Origin of the sequence: Mycobacterium sp. 852002-51613_SCH5001154 (assembly GCF_001667425.1) — a bacterium.
Classification (GTDB): Bacteria; Actinomycetota; Actinomycetes; order Mycobacteriales; family Mycobacteriaceae; genus Mycobacterium.
In genome coordinates, this window is record NZ_LZII01000019.1 from 91069 (window position 1) to 109450 (window position 18382).

General features: G+C 65.6%; 15 protein-coding genes. 4 read left to right on the forward strand and 11 right to left on the reverse strand.

Features of this window, described 5'->3' with window-relative positions; translation table 11 throughout:
- Positions 1-126 precede the first annotated feature (126 nt).
- Together A5750_RS06230 and A5750_RS06235 are read right to left on the reverse strand one after the other, a co-directional pair.
- Positions 127-1362: a sodium-dependent bicarbonate transport family permease gene (locus A5750_RS06230; protein ID WP_066952837.1), complete on the reverse strand. Its 1236-nt coding sequence runs from the start codon at positions 1360-1362 to the stop codon at positions 127-129.
- 289 nt (positions 1363-1651) lie between these two features.
- Positions 1652-1864: a hypothetical protein gene (locus tag A5750_RS06235; RefSeq protein ID WP_066952839.1), complete on the reverse strand. Its 213-nt coding sequence runs from the start codon at positions 1862-1864 to the stop codon at positions 1652-1654.
- Positions 1865-2303: 439 nt separating this feature from the next.
- Between A5750_RS06235 and A5750_RS06240 the strand changes: the two genes are divergently transcribed.
- Both A5750_RS06240 and A5750_RS06245 read left to right on the forward strand, forming a co-directional pair.
- Positions 2304-3656, forward strand: coding sequence for a salicylate synthase (locus A5750_RS06240; protein ID WP_067261643.1), 1353 nt, complete (start codon positions 2304-2306; stop codon positions 3654-3656).
- A 170-nt stretch (positions 3657-3826) separates the two neighbouring features.
- Complete coding sequence (locus tag A5750_RS06245; protein WP_066952843.1) at positions 3827-4843, forward strand: acyl-ACP desaturase; 1017 nt, start codon at positions 3827-3829, stop codon at positions 4841-4843.
- A gap of 43 nt (positions 4844-4886) precedes the next feature.
- Here the strand turns inward: A5750_RS06245 and A5750_RS06250 are convergent, their stop codons facing one another.
- From A5750_RS06250 to A5750_RS06285, 8 genes are all read right to left on the reverse strand, one after another.
- Positions 4887-5828 (reverse strand): MerR family transcriptional regulator, encoded by a 942-nt coding sequence (locus A5750_RS06250; RefSeq protein WP_066952845.1) that lies wholly within the window; start codon positions 5826-5828, stop codon positions 4887-4889.
- A gap of 3 nt (positions 5829-5831) precedes the next feature.
- A complete protein-coding gene (locus tag A5750_RS06255) occupies positions 5832-7334 on the reverse strand; it encodes an NAD(P)/FAD-dependent oxidoreductase (protein WP_066952846.1) in 1503 nt (500 codons plus the stop codon).
- Complete coding sequence (locus A5750_RS06260) at positions 7331-8251, reverse strand: reductase (protein WP_067261644.1); 921 nt, start codon at positions 8249-8251, stop codon at positions 7331-7333. Before A5750_RS06260 ends, A5750_RS06255 begins: the two co-directional genes overlap by 4 nt.
- An 18-nt stretch (positions 8252-8269) precedes the next feature.
- Complete coding sequence (locus A5750_RS06265; protein WP_067261645.1) at positions 8270-9112, reverse strand: SDR family NAD(P)-dependent oxidoreductase; 843 nt, start codon at positions 9110-9112, stop codon at positions 8270-8272.
- A gap of 3 nt (positions 9113-9115) precedes the next feature.
- Positions 9116-10126: an alpha/beta hydrolase gene (locus tag A5750_RS06270; RefSeq protein ID WP_082948327.1), complete on the reverse strand. Its 1011-nt coding sequence runs from the start codon at positions 10124-10126 to the stop codon at positions 9116-9118.
- Positions 10127-10230: 104 nt separating this feature from the next.
- A complete protein-coding gene (locus tag A5750_RS06275; RefSeq protein ID WP_067261648.1) occupies positions 10231-11481 on the reverse strand; it encodes a hypothetical protein in 1251 nt (416 codons plus the stop codon).
- Positions 11481-12827 carry a hypothetical protein gene (locus A5750_RS06280; RefSeq protein ID WP_067261650.1) on the reverse strand — a complete coding sequence of 449 codons (1347 nt, stop codon included), beginning with the start codon at positions 12825-12827 and terminating at the stop codon, positions 11481-11483. Before A5750_RS06280 ends, A5750_RS06275 begins: the two co-directional genes overlap by 1 nt.
- A 71-nt stretch (positions 12828-12898) precedes the next feature.
- Positions 12899-14290, reverse strand: coding sequence for a condensation domain-containing protein (locus tag A5750_RS06285; RefSeq protein ID WP_066952856.1), 1392 nt, complete (start codon positions 14288-14290; stop codon positions 12899-12901).
- A gap of 918 nt (positions 14291-15208) precedes the next feature.
- Between A5750_RS06285 and A5750_RS06290 the strand changes: the two genes are divergently transcribed.
- Positions 15209-15955, forward strand: a complete 747-nt coding sequence (locus A5750_RS06290; protein WP_082948333.1) for a maleylpyruvate isomerase family mycothiol-dependent enzyme — start codon at positions 15209-15211, stop codon at positions 15953-15955.
- Between the two features lie 86 nt (positions 15956-16041).
- The gene (locus A5750_RS06295; RefSeq protein ID WP_066952858.1) at positions 16042-16659 is read left to right on the forward strand and encodes a TetR/AcrR family transcriptional regulator; all 618 of its coding nucleotides are present in this window, start codon (positions 16042-16044) and stop codon (positions 16657-16659) included.
- A gap of 2 nt (positions 16660-16661) precedes the next feature.
- On the opposite strand, the gene A5750_RS06300 is transcribed toward A5750_RS06295, so the two are convergent.
- Positions 16662-18311: a (2,3-dihydroxybenzoyl)adenylate synthase gene (locus A5750_RS06300; protein WP_066952860.1), complete on the reverse strand. Its 1650-nt coding sequence runs from the start codon at positions 18309-18311 to the stop codon at positions 16662-16664.
- Positions 18312-18382: the final 71 nt, after the last annotated feature.

Consider the following 18382-nt stretch of genomic DNA (forward strand, 5'->3'; position numbering starts at 1 on the left):
GCTTCGGCGAGCCGACTCAACCCGTCTTTACGAACAATTAACAACCAGCTGGATCGGGTGTCGACTCAGGTCCGGCCCGGCCGGTCAAAGGAATTGTCGCCCATCTCGATTCGCCGGTGGGCGCAACTAGAACCAGTGGCCGATCAGCCGATTGACCTCGATGTAAAGCGGGATCCCGATCGTCACGTTGTAGGAGAACGTCAAACCGAGTGATGCGGCCAACGGCAGGGTGGGGCTGGCCTCGGGTATCGCCAGCCGCTGGACCGCCGGGACGGCGATATAGGACGCCGCGCCGCAGAGCACGGCGAAGAGCACATAGGTTCCCGGCTTGAAATCGACGTGGGTGAGCGAGGCGTAGATGTGGGCAACCAGGATGCCAAGGGGCGCAAAGAGGTTCGGCGCCAGCAGGCCGAAGAGGATGAAACCGGGGCCCGCCGTTCGCAGATCCTTCAACTTCCGGGAGGCCGTCATGCCCATCTCGAGCAGGAACAAACAGAGCACACCCTGGAACGCCATGACGAAGAACTTGTCGTCGTCGGCGACGACCTTCTGCCCCTGTAGCCCGCTGACCAGGCCGATGATGATGCCTCCCATCAGCAGGACGAGGCCGGGGTTGAGGAAGACCTCTTGGAAGAGCTCCCGCGAGAAGATCGGCGCCCGATTGCCCGACGTGCGAGGCGGGCTCTGGTCGGGCTCCCAGTCTGGATGGTCGAGCTTTTCCAGGGAGAATTCGAGCTCCTCCTCGATCCCGCGCTCGTGTTCGGCCTCGAGGCTCTGGCCGTGCGGGGGCTGGGCCGCGGTGCCGGGCCCGACTCCGACCCTGACCGGCGCGATGTAGCCCGGTTCGTCCATCATGTTTCCCGCCGTGTCCATGCCGCGGTGGCGAAGCCGCGCCACGAAGTACAGGGCCACCAGGCAGCCCGGAATCTCCATGACGGCCAACATGACCGGCATGTAGGCGTTGAACGCCATGCCGATGGCCGTCAGGACGGCAACGCAGGTGGCGAACGTGCCCGCCGAGTCGGATCCGTAATACCCCGCGACCGTCGCTCGGTCGATTCTTCGTAGCGACGTCAACCAGTTCAGCAGCAGGTAGGCGAGGCCGCCGATCACGAAATTGAGCACGAACCCCAACACCATGAAGCCCACGATCACCCCGATGCTGCCGGCGCTGATCTTGGCGAGTTCTTCACCGCCGTGCCAGCCGATGGCCAGCAGCAAGTACATGGTCAGGCCCTGGTAGATCACATAGGGAAATTCGAAGCGCACTTTCAGGATCGGGATGAGGAATCCGAAGTAGAAGAACAGCAGGAGCGGCTTGAACAGGTTATGGGTGAAGTTCTGCCAGAACTCTTGCAGCATTCGATGCCTCCCTCGATGAGTGCGGTGATCAGGGAAAGCACCGTCCGCAAGCGGAGCCACCACGAACATCCCGACGACCGAGCAAAACCTATCCCCGCCGGTGTCAAACCGCCACTCGAATGCAAAGGGTGTAGTACGAGCGTGTCGAAGCGCTGCCGGCTGGCCGGCGCGCAGGAAAATCCCTGTTCAAAGGCCTGTGGCCGGCGATCTTTCGAGGGCGCGCCGGCGGCTTGGCAGGCGTGGATTTGGTGGGAAAGTGCTGTGTATTTGCTGTGGGGTCAGTGAAGTATCAACGCGCCGACGAAATAACCGACGGCCGGACCCCGACGCCCTTCTGGCGGTGTGTCACCGACAGCCATGCCATTGGTGAGTAATGGGTGGTGATTTTCTCGAAACCGTCAACGCGCGAAACCGTAAGCACTCCGGTTTCCTGGTTGATTTCGAGTTCGTCACTGTCGCCGCCCTGGACCTCTTCGCCGTTTGCAAGCCGGATCACGAACATGATGTTGCTCTCGAATAGTCGTCCGGATAGGAGTTCACGCGCCACTCCTTTACCTACTGCGATGGAGCTCACCCGAGCCACCGCGCCCAACTGAAGCCCCGTTGGCGGGTTTGCACGGATCGACTCGATCTTAGGAGAAGTCGCGTCGCCGTGGCCGGTCGATGTTCGGTCGCGACGTAAACAGTGGGGAAACGTTCGGGGTGTCTTTGGGGTGTCGAGGTGCACACAGGGGATGCGGGCGCCGACGACACCGGCTTGGCCGCTTCGATTACCTGCGGAAACTGTTGCGGGTCCGGCCGCCGGGGTCCTGAGCCCCGCGCCGCCCCGGGACCGCCGGCGCATTGACTCGAAGGGAGTTTTAGCGGACCGGCCCGGATTTGCCGGGGCTTGCAGGGAGCGGTTGCGCGCTCCTACATAGGTTAGGCTACATTTACTAACCGTGACCGAGGTCAGCGTTCAGACGAGTTCCGCCGGCTCCACGTCATCGCCGATTCCCCTTCCCGTGCACGTAGACCCGGCCGACCTGGCCGCCGAGCTCGCCGCGTTGCTACCCGAACAAACCGGCGAGGAATACCTGCTCTACGAGCGCGGGGGTCAATGGGTGCTGGCCAGCGGTGTGCGCGCGATGGTCGAGCTGGACAGCGACGAAGTGCGGGTCATCCGGGACGGGGTGGTGCAGCGGCAGCAGTGGTCGGGGCGGCCCGGGCCCGTGCTGGGCGAGGCCGTCGACAGGCTGTTGCTGGAAACCGACCAGCTCTTCGGCTGGATCGCCTTCGAGTTCGGCGTCTACCGCTACGGGCTGCAGCAGCGGCTGGCGCCGCGAACCCCGCTGGCTCGCGTGTTCTGGCCCCGCACGCGCATCGTGGTGGACCGGGATGCGGTCCAGCTGTGGGACGCGACCGCGGCGCATCGCGACGCGGTACTCGGATTGCTGGGTGACGGTGTGCCCGAGGCGCGGCAGGCTCGCGCGGTCGACGTCATGGCCGACCCATCCAAGTACCGCGATCGGGTGGCGTCGGCCGTCGGCGAGATTGCGTCGGGCCGCTACCACAAGGTGATCCTGTCCCGTTGTCTAGCGGTGCCTTTCCGGCTGGACTTCCCGTCCACCTACCGGCTGGGTCGTCGACACAACACCCCGGTGCGGTCGTTCTTGTTGCGGCTGGGTGGAATCCGCGCCGTCGGCTACAGCCCCGAACTGGTCGCGGCCGTGCACGACGACGGCATCGTGGTGACCGAGCCGCTGGCGGGTACGCGGGCGCTGGGTCGCGGCGTGGCCCGCGACCGGCAGGCCCGCGACGACCTGGAATCGAACTCCAAAGAGATTGTCGAGCACGCCATCTCGGTGCGAAGCTCGTTGCAGGAGATGGCCGAGATCGCCGAACCCGGCAGTGCGGTTGTCGCCGACTTCATGACGGTCCGGGAACGCGGGAGCGTGCAGCACCTCGGCTCCACGGTCAGCGGGCGGCTAAGTCCGTCGCACGACCGGATGGACGCGCTGGAAGCGCTTTTCCCCGCGGTCACCGCGTCTGGCATCCCGAAGGCGGCCGGCGTGGAGGCGATCCTGCGCCTCGACGACGCACCGCGCGGACTGTATTCCGGTGCGGTCGTGATGTTTTCGGCCGACGGCGGCCTGGACGCGGCGCTGACATTGCGGGCGGCTTACGAACGCGACGGCATGACATGGTTGCGGGCCGGGGCGGGCATCATCGAAGAGTCCACGCCGGAGCGGGAATTCGAAGAGACCTGCGAAAAGCTGTCCACCCTCGCGCCCTACCTGGTTCCGCGCCGGTAGCGCTCGCGCGACTGACTCGTGCCCCGTCGGAGTCCTCCGGCGGATGGCCCATCCCCGCCATAGGGACCTTTGGCCCTAGTTCGCCGGGTTTCCGGCGTGTCATCTTCATGTAACCGCATGACACAGATACATTGTGCGTTACTTGACGGCACACATAACTGGAGGGCTTCGTGTCCAACGACCTGACCAACCTGCAGCTATTACATGAACTCGAGCCGGTGGTCGAGGACCTGCTGAACCGCCACCTGTCGATGTTCAAAGAGTGGAATCCACACGACTATGTCCCGTGGTCGGACGGCAAGAACTTCTATGCGCTGGACGGTCAGGATTGGGAGCCTGGACACAGCCGGCTCCCCGATGTCGCGCAGGTGGCGATGGTGCAGAACCTGCTGACAGAGGACAATTTGCCGTCGTATCACCGCGAGATTGCGATGAACTTCAGCATGGACGGCCCCTGGGGGCAGTGGGTCAACAGGTGGACGGCCGAGGAGGCTCGGCACAGCACGGCGTTGCGCGACTACCTGGTGGTCACCCGCGCCGTCGACCCCGTGGAACTGGAGAAGCTGCGGCTCGAGCAAATGACCCGCGGCTTCAGCCCGGGGCAGAATCAGCAGGGTGACCTGTTTGCCGAGAGCTTGTTCGACTCGGTCATGTACGTCTCTTTTCAGGAGCTGGCCACCCGGGTCTCCCACCGCAACACGGGCAAGGCATCCCAAGACCCCATCGCGGAGCAGCTGATGGCCCGCGTCTCGCACGACGAGAACCTGCACATGATCTTCTACCGGGACGTCAGCGGGGCGGGTCTGGACATCGCCCCGAACCAGGCGATGAAGTCGGTGCACCGAATCCTGCGCAACTTCAAGATGCCCGGATTCACGGTGCCCGAATTCCGGCGCAAGGCGGTAATCATCGCGGTCGGCGGTGTTTACGACCCGCGCATCCATCTTGACGAGGTGGTAATGCCGGTGCTCAGGAAGTGGCGCATCTTCGAACGCGAAGACTTCACCGGGGAGGCCGCGCGGATGCGCGACGATCTCGCAGTGTTGGTCAAGGAGCTCGAGCAGGCCTCCGATAAGTTCGACGAATCCAAGCAGCGCTACCTCGAGCGCGAGGCCCGCAAGATCGAGAGGATCACCGCCAGCAAGGTGCTGAAAACCGAAGGGACACTGACCCTGAGCGGGCACTGACGGTGATTTTCCGCTGATGAGGGTCTCGCCAAGCCAACATGGCCTAGCCCGACGCCGTTTCCGCCGACGAGCCGGACTCGAGGTAGTCGGCGAGTATCTGGCCCACTAGTGACTCGATGTTGGACTCGATCGACGACGCAAGCGTGGCGGTGACCGTCGCCACGGCTTGAGTGCGGAAGCGCACCAGCATCGTGATCAGCTCGGCGATCTCGGCATCCGGCGGCAACGGCTCGCCCGGCTTGATGCGGTCCAGCACGTGCTCGGCTCCGGCGCGCACCAGCATGTCGCTGATCTTGTCGATTTCGGGCACGATCTGCTCGTGTAGGTCGACGAGCTTCTCCAATTTGACGCCGTACCCACGGATTTCGTTGAACGCCTCGATCAGTTTAGGGCGGGTGACGGTGGCTTGGGCTCCGTCGACCCGGATGACGTGTAGCGCTACCAAGCGCTCGAACGCGTCCGGGTCGTCGACGAGTCGCTGCGCCTCGGCCAGTGCCATGGTCTCCGGCTTCTCGGTGGTCCAGGGGCCCGCGATGGCGGTCTCCAGGCCCAGCACGTCGCCCAAATTCTTGCCCTGCTCCCAGGCGCTGAGCATTTCGCGAACGTGGGCGATGTTGTATCCGCGATCGAGCATCGAGGTGATGAGCCGCAGCCGGGTCAGGTGGGTGTCGTTGAACAGTGCGATGCGGCCGACCCGCAACGGCGGGGGGAGCAATCCGCGGTCGCGATAGACGCGGATGTTGCGGGTGGTGGTGCCGGCCAGCCGGGCCAGGTCATCGATCCGGTACTCACCGGACGCGGGGCCGCCCTGGGGGTGGCGGACCGCCGCGTCAAAAAGCTGCGAGACAGCCGTTTCGATCAATTGCCGGTACTCCCGCGATTGGCGCCGAACGCGCTTGGGCGCGCGCCGCACGTTGTGCAGCACGCTGGCGATAGTGCCGGGTTCGGGGCTTGAAGAACGGCGGGGCGGGCGGTCCGGTGCCATGCGTCAGCCCGGCGCGGCGGCGAGCGCGCGGGTGCGGTACGCCACCGCTCGGTAATCGTCGTAGCGGAAATCCCTCATCTGCCGAAGATACTGCGTCGCGAAACCCGGGTACATTGACCCGTTGTATCCGTCCTTGGTGAGGTACCAGCTGCGGCAGCCGGACATCCAGGTCGTTTTGGCGAGGCGGCGCTGGAGGCTGTCGTTGTGGCGGCGCTGGACCTTTTCACGCACATCGAGATAGCGCAGATCGTTGTCGAGGATGGCGGTGATGCCGCGCACCGCGTACTCCAGCTGACCCTCGATGTAGACCAGCAGGGAGTTGTGGCCCGGCCCGGAGTTGGGTCCGGTCATAACGAACAGATTCGGGTACCCGTGCACGTTGATGCTCTTGTAAGCCTGTGCGCCATCGGCCCATTCGTCGGCCAGCGACCGGCCGCCGAGCCCGGTGACCGCAAACGGCGGCCCGGTCAGATGGACGTCGTAGCCGGTGGCGAAGACGATGGCATCGAGGTGGTGCTCGATGCCGTCGCTGGTGCGGATGCCGGCCGGGCTCATCGTGGCGATCGGCCAATCAATGAGCTTGCAGTTGTCGCGCTGCAGGGCAGGGTAGTAGTCGCTGGAGACCAGCATGCGCTTGCACCCCGGCCGGAAGTCCGGCGTCAGCTGGCGTCGCAGCCAAGGGTCCTTCACCTGCGCGCGCAGGTGTGCCCGCCCCAGGCGCGCGGCCAGCGAGGTCAGCGGTGTGTCCCACACCAGGGCCGTGGCGCTCGCCTCGTGGCCCCAGAACAAGGCCTGCCGCGCAAGCTGCTGGGCGGCGGGCACTTTGGTGAACAGGGCCTGCACCGCCGGCGGGGTGGCGGCATCCAGGCGCGGCAGCACCCAGCAAGGGGTGCGTTGGAACACCTTGACGAAGCCGGCCCGCTTCACCAGTTCGGGGACGATCTGGATCGCGCTGGCGCCGGTGCCGATGACGGCGACCCGCTGGCCCGTGAAATCGTAGTCGTGGTCCCAGCGTGCGCTGTGAATCTTGTGTCCGCGATAGCTGTCCAGACCGCGAATGTCGGGGAAGCTGACGTCCGACAGCGGTCCGGATGCCAGCACGACGGTGCGCGCGCGGAACCGCTTGCGGCGTTTGGTGGTTGCGGTCCAAACCCCGCTAGCTTCGTCGAAGCTCAGGCCGTTGACCTCATGACCGAATCGGATGTGGCGGCGGATGTCGAATCTGGTCGCCATGTCTTCGAGGTGGCGGCAGATCTCCGGGGCGGGGGAGTACGTACGCGACCAGGCCGGGTTCTTGACGAACGAGTACGAATACAGCAGCGAGGGGACGTCGCAGCTGGCACCCGGATAGGTTGTGTCGCGCCAGGTTCCGCCAACCCGGTCGCCGCGTTCCAGGATGACGATGTCGTCTACTCCGGCGTCGGCCAACCGGATCGCGGCTCCCAGCCCGGTGAAGCCGGCTCCGATGATGAGCACCGCGTGGGTGTGGTCGCCTGCCATGGTCACGCCGCCGGCTCGTGGGTGAGTTCTCCAACCCAAGTCGGCACCGACGGAAGCAGGGGCCGCGGATATCGGTCGGAAAGCCATACCATCGAATTCGCCAGCAGGTGGTACGGGTGGCGTGGATTTGTGACCACTCCCGCGTAACGCCTCAGGAAACGATAAGTCGGTACCCGCCTGGTACTTTCGCCGCGATCGCCAAGCTCTTTGAATCTTTTCACAGCTCTGTAAAGCCGCTCCGGCTCCATACCCATGGCCGTGATCTCGTTGCGGATCCTGTTGATCAGCGGTGCGCCCATGATCGCGCCGATGATGAGACCCGGAGTGGCATTGTGACCGACGAAGTCGATCAATAACCGTCGTATCTTCGCGTGCCCGATCATGTCGAGGACTTCGAAATCGACAACCAGGTGGCGTGATTCGTCATTGTTGATCTTCTCGAAGACCTGGTGGCAGATGGGGTCGTGCACCTCGTCGAGGAGGAATTTCAACAGGGCGCCGTCCAGTGCGACTTCGAGCATCGGAATGACCGTGCCCAGCAGAGACAGCGGCATGTCGTCGGCCCAGCGGTCCAGCCAGTCGATCGCCAGTCGGATGTTCACGTTCGGCTCGGGAATCTCACCGTCCTCGAGCATGCCCCAACGCTTCATCAGCGCCAGTTCGGCGTTGGCGTGACGCTGCTCCTCGGCGTGGAAGTAACGGTAGATCTCGGCAATGGTCGGTGTGGGTGCCTTCTTCGCTAGCGCAGCGAAGCCCCGGGCGCCAATGTTCTCGATCCAGCATAGGTCGGCCATGAACGCCTTGAGCTGTGGCCGCTGTTCATCACTGATCATTTCGGCGCCGGGCGCGTCCCAATCGATGTCGGCGAGCGCCCACTGGCGATCCTTGATCTTGGCGAGCATAGCTTCCATGTCGATGGCCACCGGGGCTCCTTTGCTTGATCAGGGCAGGTTGATTCGGGACACCAGTCCGGCCGCACGCGTATAGGCCTGCGGGGCCATGCGTTTGATGCTCCAGCCGATCTTGGCGTCGAGTTGCGGCATGCAGTACAGCTCGCCGCGGTCGTGCGCGTCCAGGCAGATCCTCGCGACCTTGTCCGCGGAGAATCCGGTCCAGCGCATCAATGTGTTCGCCAGCTGGCTGGATTCCTCGCTGATGCGGCCAGACTCGACGATGTTGGTCTTGACGAAGGTCGGGCACAGCACCGTGACTTTCACCCCGGTGCCGGCCAATTCGGCGGCCAAAGTCTCCGAAAGTGACAGCACTCCGGCCTTGCTGACGTTGTAGGCGGCCATGCCCGGGGCCGCGCCGAAGGCGGCCGCCGAGGCGACGTTGATGATGCCGCGGGCAGCGTGCGACGGACCCCGCAGGATCGGGGTGAACACATGGCAGCCGTGAATGGGCCCCCACAGGTTGATGCCCAGCGTCCACATCCAATCGTCCAGCGGCGCATCGCCGATGGCCGCGCCGCCGGCGCCGACACCGGCGTTGTTGATCACCAGCGTTGGCGGCCCGGAAAACCAGGCCTGCGATTGGTCCGCCAGCGCCCGGACATCCTCGAATTCCGAAACGTCGCAACGGATGGCGGTGGCCCTGGCGCCCAGTTCGGTGATCGTGTCGGCCGTCCTCTGGGCGGCGGCTTCGTCGATGTCGCTGCAGACGACCGCGCCGCCGCGGCGGGCGAGTTCGACCGCGAACGCCGCGCCGATGCCACTTCCGGCGCCGGTCACCACCGCCGACGCGCCGCGGCTCGGTTTCGACCTCCCCAGCAATCTGTCCAACATCCCTCAGAGCACCTCCTGGGTCACAGCGCGCGCATCCTGCAACGCGTGGGCGATGAACCTCGCGACGTAGGCCACGGCCTTGGCGGCTTCGGGCGTCACGCGTGGCAGTGCCTGAAAGACGTGCACCTGGTGCGGCCAGATCTGCAGTTCGCATCGCCCGCCCGCGGCTTGGATGTCGGCCGCGAGCTGACGGGCGTCGTCTTGCAGCATCTCGGCTCCACCGGCCTGGATGAGGGTCGGCGGAAGTGGCGGGCCGCCGGCCACATTGAGTGTCAGCCGCTGGTGGGCGGGGTCGACTCCAGCGTGATACATGCCGACCAGGCGAGCCGCGTCGGCCGCCCGGATCGCGGGATCGCGACGCATCCGTTCACGGGCGAGGCACAGCGCGAAGGTGACGTCGTACAGCGGGGAGAACAGCGCCAGCGCGGCCGGGTGATCGGCGGCGACCTCGGGTTGCAGCAACATGTCGACGGCCAGGTGTCCGCCGGCCGAATCACCGGCGACCACAATTTGTTTCGGCGGCACACCGCACGATTGCACCAGCCAATCCCAGCCCGCCCGTGCGTCGTCGGCCGCGGTGGGAAAGCGGTGGCGTGGCGCGAGTCGATAATCGATGCTGAACACCGGCAAGCCGGTCAAGGATGAGAGCCAGGACGTCAATCGCCGGTGGGTTTTCGGCGAGCACACCGCGTAGCCGCTGCCGTGCACGTAGTAGATCGCTCCCCCGGTGGTGGACGACCGCGGCGCCTCGCTCGTCGGCGTGCGCGGTCCGTATACCCATTCACCCTTGACGCGCCGCCCGTCGGGCAGCTTCGTGTCGACGTGTTCGACGCGGGTGCCCGTCAGCGAGGGGCCGAACGTCCCCATGATCCGGGCGACGATCTGGCGCGATAGCCATAACCCCCAGGTCCGCTCGGGGGGTATCAGGCCCGTGACCGGCCGCAGGGTGTAAGCACTTACCGCCGCCGCGCCACGGGACCGCAATGACCCGCGGGCCGGAACACCGTCCGCCATGTCACGCAGTCAATAACAAATGGTGACATTAGTCAATGGCAGTCTCGAGGCAGTTTCGAGGCGATTTCTCGGGTGGCGCGGTTGCGGCCGGGCCGTGGAGCCGGTCAGAACATCCGCGGGCCGCCGAAGCCGGGGACCGTGCCCACCGGGATCAGCACGAGCGCGATCACGAGAAAAATGAACAGCCGCAACGTTTTCGGAGTCGGCGCCTGCTCGATCTCCGGCCTGCGCGCCGCGAAGAGGGCGAACACCATCCCGACGTCGAACGCCACGATCGTCAGCCAGCGGGTCCAGTCGTAGCCGGTCAGGAAGACCGGGGAGATCAACACCGACCCGGCGACGACCCAGGCCACCCGGCCCCGCAGCGCGTCGAGGAACGCACCCAGCGGCACGCCCGAAACACTGCTGAGTCCCCACATCGTCACCACCACGGCGGCGGCTCCGAACACCAGGGACATGGTGAGGCCGACCATGCCGATGTGGCCGACGGTACGGATGGCATCCGTGATTCCGTTGTCGTAGTTCGGCATCACGTTTCGGCACACCCAGTCGTGGTAGTCGGTTTGCCGCGATTGCCCGTCAATGACATAGCGCAGCAACGTGGTTGGCGACGTCACCGTCGCAAACGGGTTCGGCATCAAGTGGTGGGGGACCGACGCGCACAATTGGGCGGCGACGTCGTGACGGCCGAACGCCGCGACCGCGGCCGTCGTGCAGGCTCCCGGCGCCACCGCGAGGAGCACGCCGAGGCCCCGGGCGTCTGTCAGCGCACCGCCCAGGACGATGATCGCCAGCACGGCGCCCAATGCGAACTGCAGCCCTACCGCCTCGTGCATGAGCGTCAGCGCCGCAGTCACAAGACCGTAGGCCGTGCACCATGCCATCGCGACGGCACGGGAACGTGCCAGCAACAACGCTGAGGAGAACAGCGCCAGCGCCGCTGCCCCGAACAGATCCGGCCGGGCCGAGTATGCCGCAAACGGAACTCCAAAGGGCAGCAACGGAATCAGCATCGCCACCAACAATCGGCGCTCAGACCGCGGGCGACCGAAGAGCACTACACCCGCGACCGTTGCCAGGCCGCCGAGATAGACAGCCGTCGACAGCCACCGCAGACTCAGCGTGGCGGAGAAGTAGTGTCCCGGGGCGAGCCGCACCAATTCGCCGGCAAGACCGCGCCGCACGAAGCCATGCGTGTAGTCGGCCGCGTAGTACGACATCCAGTACACGTCGAGCGGAACGATCTTGATCGCGAACCACAGCACTGATGCCGCCCAGGCCGCAATCGCGGCGGCGACACCCGCGTACATGAGGTGGCGCCGGCTTTGAGTCGCTCTGAGGTCCAGGCCCACCATCAGATCTGGCCCTCGTAGACGGTGGTGGCCCCCAGCTGCAGGTCAGCCAGGGCGCTGCACGCGAGCTCGCCGGCTTGCGCTGCGGTGTTGCCGGCGCCGTCCTGGCACGCTATGACGTTGAGAAACCGGCTGCCGTTGATCGTCCCAGTGCTGCAGAACAATTGGCCATGGGTCTGCTCGATGCGGCGGCGGGTGATGCCCTGCTCGGCCAGCCGGATGGAGACCTCGGCTGCATCGGCACCATCGATGCGGCCAACGGCGGGATCGAGGCTTCCGAGGTTCGAGCAGCCGACCGGAAGCCGGCCGACGGACATCGCGATGCCTTCGGCGTGGCGGACGAGCCAGCGTGGTGTGAACGGGACGAGCGGTAACCCCGCGAGCATTTCGTTGGGCTCTTGGCGCAGCGACGTCAGCTCCCTCTTGACATCGGCTCGGACGCAACTCAAGTCGTTGGCCACCGTTGTTCCATCGACGGTAAGGGTGATCGAGGTCAGGGCGTTGGCCCGGTCGTCGTTGCCGGTGCGGTCGCTGACCGGCAGCACGACCGTCACCGAGTTCCCGTCTGGAAGCACCCTGCCGATCCGGCACGCCAGCCGAGCCGCGAATGCGACGAAGAGTGTGTTGCTGCTTCCGTTGAGACTGCGCGCACGGGCTTCCCATGCGGCGGCGTCGGTCTGGATCGTCACCGATGGGAGTGCCGTCTGCTCATCGGCATTCGGGGAGGGCGGGCCGGGCCGCCGCGCCCCGGGCGCAGGCCGGGGACCGGACGAGGCCTTGAGCAGAATCATCAGGGTCGCGATCACGGCGCGGATGACCACCGGCAGCGAACGCATGGCATCGGTCAGGTCCTCGGAGACGGCGCGCAGCCGGCTACGTGAATTCGGCTGCGGGTAACCGCGATTGCGTCTCTCTTTATTCACCGCCTCGGTTACCGCCGTTATCGCCGCGAGTCCATCGACGACGCAGTGTGATGACACCAGGGTGACGGCCGCACCGCCGTCATCCAGCGGCAGCACGCCCATGTGAAAAGTCGGGCCGAACTCGGGGTCGACGGGTACCTGTGCACGTCTTTCGATCCACGCGCCGATCGCCGACCGCGGTTGTCGCGGCTCTAGCGCGATCTCTGGAGAATGGTTGTCGAGTACCCAGCGATGACGCCCGAAAGGCAGCGGTGAGCGCTCGATGCGCCGCCCGAGGAGACCGGCACCGAGATTGTCTTTGAAGGTGCGCAACGCGTCGATGTTCACGTCGCGGTCGTACACCCACGTGCATTGCACCGTGCTGCCCTGACCGGTGGCCCGCAGCCGCAGGAACGCGGCCTGGTCCAGCAGCGCCAGCTTCGTCACCGGCGAGTTAGGAGGTGCATGTGTCTTCAGGCCGCTCACACCGAGACCTGTTGCAGGAGAACGCAAATACATCAGGCATTGTTGTGCAGCCCGGCGTCGGACACCCGGGTGAACTCGGCGCGCATGGTCTCGACATAGCGCCGGACCGATCCGCGAGCGATGTCGGTGCCCGGGTAAGCGACCACCAGTTGCGTTCCGTCGTGCATGCGATTGACCCACATGCACACCGTTTCCGACAGCCGGTTGTCACCCCAGATGCCGGCGCGTAAACCATCGAAGTAGTCACCGAACGGGAGCTTGCGAATGTCGATGTAGGACAACATCGGCACCGGTCGGTCCGGAACCTCGAAGTGGCCCTCCGAGCCGGCCGGTGTCTCGAGCAGGTGGTAATAAGGCACCGCGCCGAGGGCCGTGTTCGCGTCGAACGACGCCTGGGCGGCGCTGACCACTTCGTCGAATGACTTACCGGCGATCGGAATCGCCAACGGGACGAAGCTGGCCAACCAGCCGACCGCGGTGGCGTGGGCGGGATCTCGCCGGTTGTCAAAGGGGGTTAGTCCGAAATATGTGGCCGCGCCGGTTAACCGATGCTCGGCCAGGGCGGCGCACGCGAACACGCCACCGCTGAAGCGCGCTCCCGCGGCACGGCACGCGGCCTCGAAACGCCGGCCCTGGTCGTCATCGATCAGGTCGAACACGTCGATGGCTCCCGGCGTATCCGCGGACGGCTCACCCAGTTCCAGTGGAAACCTCGGCAGTGCACCGTTGTTCGCCGAGAGGAAGGCGCGCCAGCGCTGGATTTCGGGCGCCTCGTCATCGAGGCTGGCGGTGTAGGCGCGCTGCTTCGCGCTGAAATCGCGATGACTGGCTGCGGGCGCCAGCGCGGCCTGCCCGTTCTGCAGCGCGCTGAAGTACGCCGTCTGGACGTCCAGGAAGATCACGCCGGCCGACATACCGTCGGCGCGCAAGTGATCGACGGCGATGTAGATGGTGAACCGGTCCTCGCCCTGGACAATTCCGAAGCTGAAGCAGTCCCATTGCAGCGGATCGGGGGTATCGAGGATGAGCTTGCGGATCTGAAGCGGAGCCATTTCTCCGAGATCCGTTGGCGCAAGCGTGATGTTCTCCGGGTCGGCAATGACGTAGCGGAGGATTTCGTCATTGCCGGTGAAGGCAAACCGGTCGTGGTAGGCATCGTGTCGCCGCACGTGGCTATTCAGCGCTTGCGTCATCGCATCGATATCGCACACGCCGCTGATCTCCCAGGCTCCGATGCACAATCGGGGAATATCGCGGCCGAGGCTGACCTGGCGTCGGTAATAGCGCAGATGCTGCGACTGCTGGTAACTCACCGGGACGGGATGGTATTGCGCTTCTGCGGCGCGCGCGTAAGTGTTCGCGGTGGGATACCAGGATACGACGGTGCCCTCGGCTGTCCAGTCGTCAACCGTGCCCAGGAACATGCGCTACCTTTCCTCGTCAGTTGGCGACGCCAGTCGGATGACCTTAACGCGCCCGCGCGTGAGTTGCTGTACGACTTTGACCTGCCGAGCGAGTTTTATTTCGCGCGACCGGTAAGTGCCTTCTCGCTAGCTGCGTGGAATGTGCATCAGTGATTTGGCTCACTCCGGCATGAATTGGCCCCGCGCATGCCGGCAACCAGGGGGAATAGCTGACTCGCTGACCGTCGCGCGGCGCAAGCATAAAGGTCCCCCTCGGGCCAAACAACCGCACGGGATTGACAGGACCCGCACGATTGCCATCGTCTTGCCGTGCAAGAGCCAACCGGCACGCGGATTCGTTTGATGCGGCGCGCGGTTAACTCCGGACTACTGCTCAAACAAGCCTTTATCTGGACGCCACGGACCCAACGTGTCACCGATAGCGAGCGCTATCTGGGCAATGCCATTCGTGCAACTCCCAGGTCCACGAAACGACGCCTCGATCACCATATCTCAGGCGAGGTTACGGCGGAATAGTACCAGCCAAGGAATTTTTCTGCGCGCGATCAGCCGGCGTGCGAAATGCGAACGGGCCCGCACGGTCGTCAGTGTTGGCTGTCGCCAACGGCTTTCGCCGTGAACGGGGCCGAGTTGCGCGAAATGACCTGCTGATCGGGGAGATTGGCCGTCAGGGCGGCGCCTTTCAGAACGTCGTAACCCGAGCGCCGAGCGTCACGCCAGCGTGACGGCCTGGGTCGGGCGCCACGCTGGCGTGACGCTCGGGCGTGAAGTCGCATGTCGCCAACCCGGCGTTGCACCGCTCCGGGCGGCGCGGCAGCCGTTGGCGCTGCCGCCCGAACGCAGACCGGAGGACCGCTTGACGTCTTACGTACAGGGTGTATGTTCATACATACGGTATGTATGAAAGGGGATAGGGTCATGTCTGCCACGCTCGACGCGATAGCGGAAGAACGCGCAACCGTTCTGAAGGTTTGCACGCAAATGCCTGACTCGACGTGGGCGGAGGACAGCGGGTGTGCTGGCTGGTCGGTCCAGGATCTGGTGTCGCACATGGCGTGTAGCTACTGGTTGGCTGTCGATCCGTCGACGCTGCCGGACCCGGGCGGCCTGCCCGCCGAACGCGCAGCGGACCTGTACGTCGCGTCCCGTCGTTCCATGACCCCGGCGGAGGTCGTGGCCGACTATGAGTCGGTCAGTTCGCGAGGGCTGGAGCTGCTCGCCGCTGTCGAGGGCCAAGATATCGAGATACCGATCGGTGACGTCGGAACTTATCCGGCCTCCGTCGTGCCCACGACTTTTGTCTTCGAGTCCTTCATCCATCTTCGGTACGACTTGTTTGCCCCGGATGGACCGCTGCGGTCAGATCCGCCGCCCGTCGACGAGCTACGGCTTGCCCCCACGCTGGACTGGATCGAGGCTGCACTGCCGCAGCAGAACACCCACCTGCTCAACGGTTTACGCGTGGGTGCCGAGATCCGTCTCGACGGGCTGTGCGCCCGGACCCTGCGCCTCGGCGCCCAGGGTGATGTGGCCGCGCGTATCACGTCCAATTCGGAAGCCTTCGTGCGATGGATAACCCAACGCGGTCCCTGGGAAAGCCTCGGCGTTCAGGCCGAAGGGGACCCGTCTGCCTTAGAGATCGTCCGTCAGCTCAGAGTGTTCTGAACGGCGCAGCCTCCCGCGGTATCGCACCCCACGACCTTCATGCGGTATGCATGACATGCATACCTGGGTGTGAAAGGTGAGGGTGCATGGCGCAGGACGGACGCCGCACACAGGCGGAGCGCGCCGCGGATACGCGTGGCGCGTTGATCAGCGCCGCCCGGCCCCTGTTCGCATCGTTGGGATTCGCCGAGGCATCCCTGGAGACGATTGTGCGCGACGCCGGGGTGACGCGCGGCGCGTTGTACCACCACTTCGCCGACAAGACAGAGCTATTCGCGGCGGTGTTCGAGCAAGTGGAGGGCGAGATGGCGGCCCGGATGGGGGAGGCCGTCGCGGCCGCGGGGGAATCCGATCCGGTCGAGATCATGCGGCTGTGCGCGGGCCTGTGGTTGGACGCGTGTGCCGAGCCGGAGGTCCAGCGCATCGTTTTGCTGGAGGCGCTGGCGGTGCTTGGCTGGGAACGCTGGAGCGACATCGGGCACCGATATAACATCGGATTCGTGACGGCGCTGCTGACCGACGCTATCGAGTCCGGCAGCATCCCACCCCAACCCGTCGAGGCCACGGCCCTGACCGTCATGGGGGCGTTGCGCGAGGCAACGCTCTACATAGCCCGGGCAGACGATCATCGCCAGGCGAGGGCGGATGCCGGCGCGGTGATGGACAGGCTCCTTGAAGCATTACGGGCCAAGCACATCGGCTGACGTCATCCTGGCTGAGCCGAGATCTGGGCAGCGATCGCCTTTTTGTCGATCTTGCCGATCGGTGTGGTGGGCAGGGTGGTCATCGGCACCAGCGCGTCGGGCCGGGCGTGGGCGGCCACCCCACGCCGGTCGAGGTAGGCGTTCAGTTCCGCTAATGTCACCGCTGGACCGGTGAAAACTACCGCCGCGCAAATCTTTTCGCCAAGGTACGGGTCCGGCGATGGAACCGCTGCCGCGGAGAAGATCGACGGGTGGCTGAGCATCTGCTCCTCGAGGTCGGCGGCGGAGATGGTTTCACCGCCTCGACAGATCACGTCCTTGACCCGCCCGGTAACCATTAGATAGCCGTCGTGCCGGAGCCGGATCAGGTCCCCGCTTCGGAAAAAACCGTCGCGGTCGAAGCAGCGTTGATTGTCGCGCTCGGCGCGGTAGTAGCCGTTGAGCGTGTACGGGCCTCGCACCAGCAGCTCGCCTTCCTCGCCTGGCGCCACGGGTTCGCCTTCGGCGTCGACCACGCGCAATTCGTCGGCCGCGCAGAGCGGCCGCCCCTGGGTGCGGTCGGTGAGTTCGGGCGGATCGCCCGGGCGGGTGAAGTTCAGCAGGCCCTCCGCCATCCCGAATACCTGCTGCAGTCCCGGGGTCAACGCGGCGCGGATCAGTCGGGCGTCGTCGGCCTCGAGCTTGGCGCCACCAACTTGCAAGAGCCGCAGGGACTTCGGCGTCACCGGCTCCCATTCGCAGGCCTGCGCCCACAGTTTGGCCAGGGCAGGCACCAGGGCGGTGACCGTGACGCCGTGGCGCTCGATGGCGGCGAATGCGGCCTCCGGGCTGGGGTCGGTGCCGAAGACGGTGGTGGCGCCCACGGTCATCGCGCCGAGCAGCCCGGGACAGGCCAGCGGGAAGTTGTGACCGGCCGAGAGCAGCACCAGATAGACGTCGTCGGCCGTGAGCCCGCACACCTGGGCGCTGGCGGTCGCGTTGAACAGGTAATCGTCGTGGGTGCGGGGGATGAGTTTGGGGGTCCCGGTGGTGCCGCCCGAAACCAGCAGCAGTGCAGGCGATCCCGGATCGCGCGTCGGTGGTGGTAGTGCGGTGACGGCCCGATCACAGAGTTGTGCCCACGACGTGAACGGGCCGGGGTCGCCGTCGACGATGACGTGCTCGAGCGTCGGGTGGTCGTGGGTGAGTTCGCGCGCCATGGCGCGGTAGTCGAAACCGTTTGCCGCATCGGCGATCACCAATCCGGTCGCTCGGCTGACGGCGGCGAAGTGTCCCAATTCGGCGGCCCGGTGGCCGGGCAGGCACATCACCGGGATCGCGCCCGCGCGCAACAGCCCGAACAGCGCCACCGCGAACTGGCAACCGTTCGGCAGTTGCAGCAGCACCCGGTCGCCTGGCGCGATGCCCAGCGCGTGCAGTCCTGCGGCGGCGCGGCGGGCGCGCGCGTCGAGCTGGGCATAACTCAGGCCCGTACCCGCGGCGTCGAGCACGGCCGTTCGGTCGGGCCAGCGCCGCGCCGCGTCGCTCAGGATGGTGTCCAGCGTGCGCCCCGCCCAGTAGCCGGCCGCCCGATAGGCGGCGGCCCGATCGGCGGGGAACGGCACGAACCCGTCGAGGGCCCCAGCGAGGGACGGTGGTGTCTGCGCGGTCATGGGTCCTTAAATCGGGGGCGTAGTAGCGGCGATTTGTGAGTAAGGATAGGGTAACCAAAAATACTTAGGGC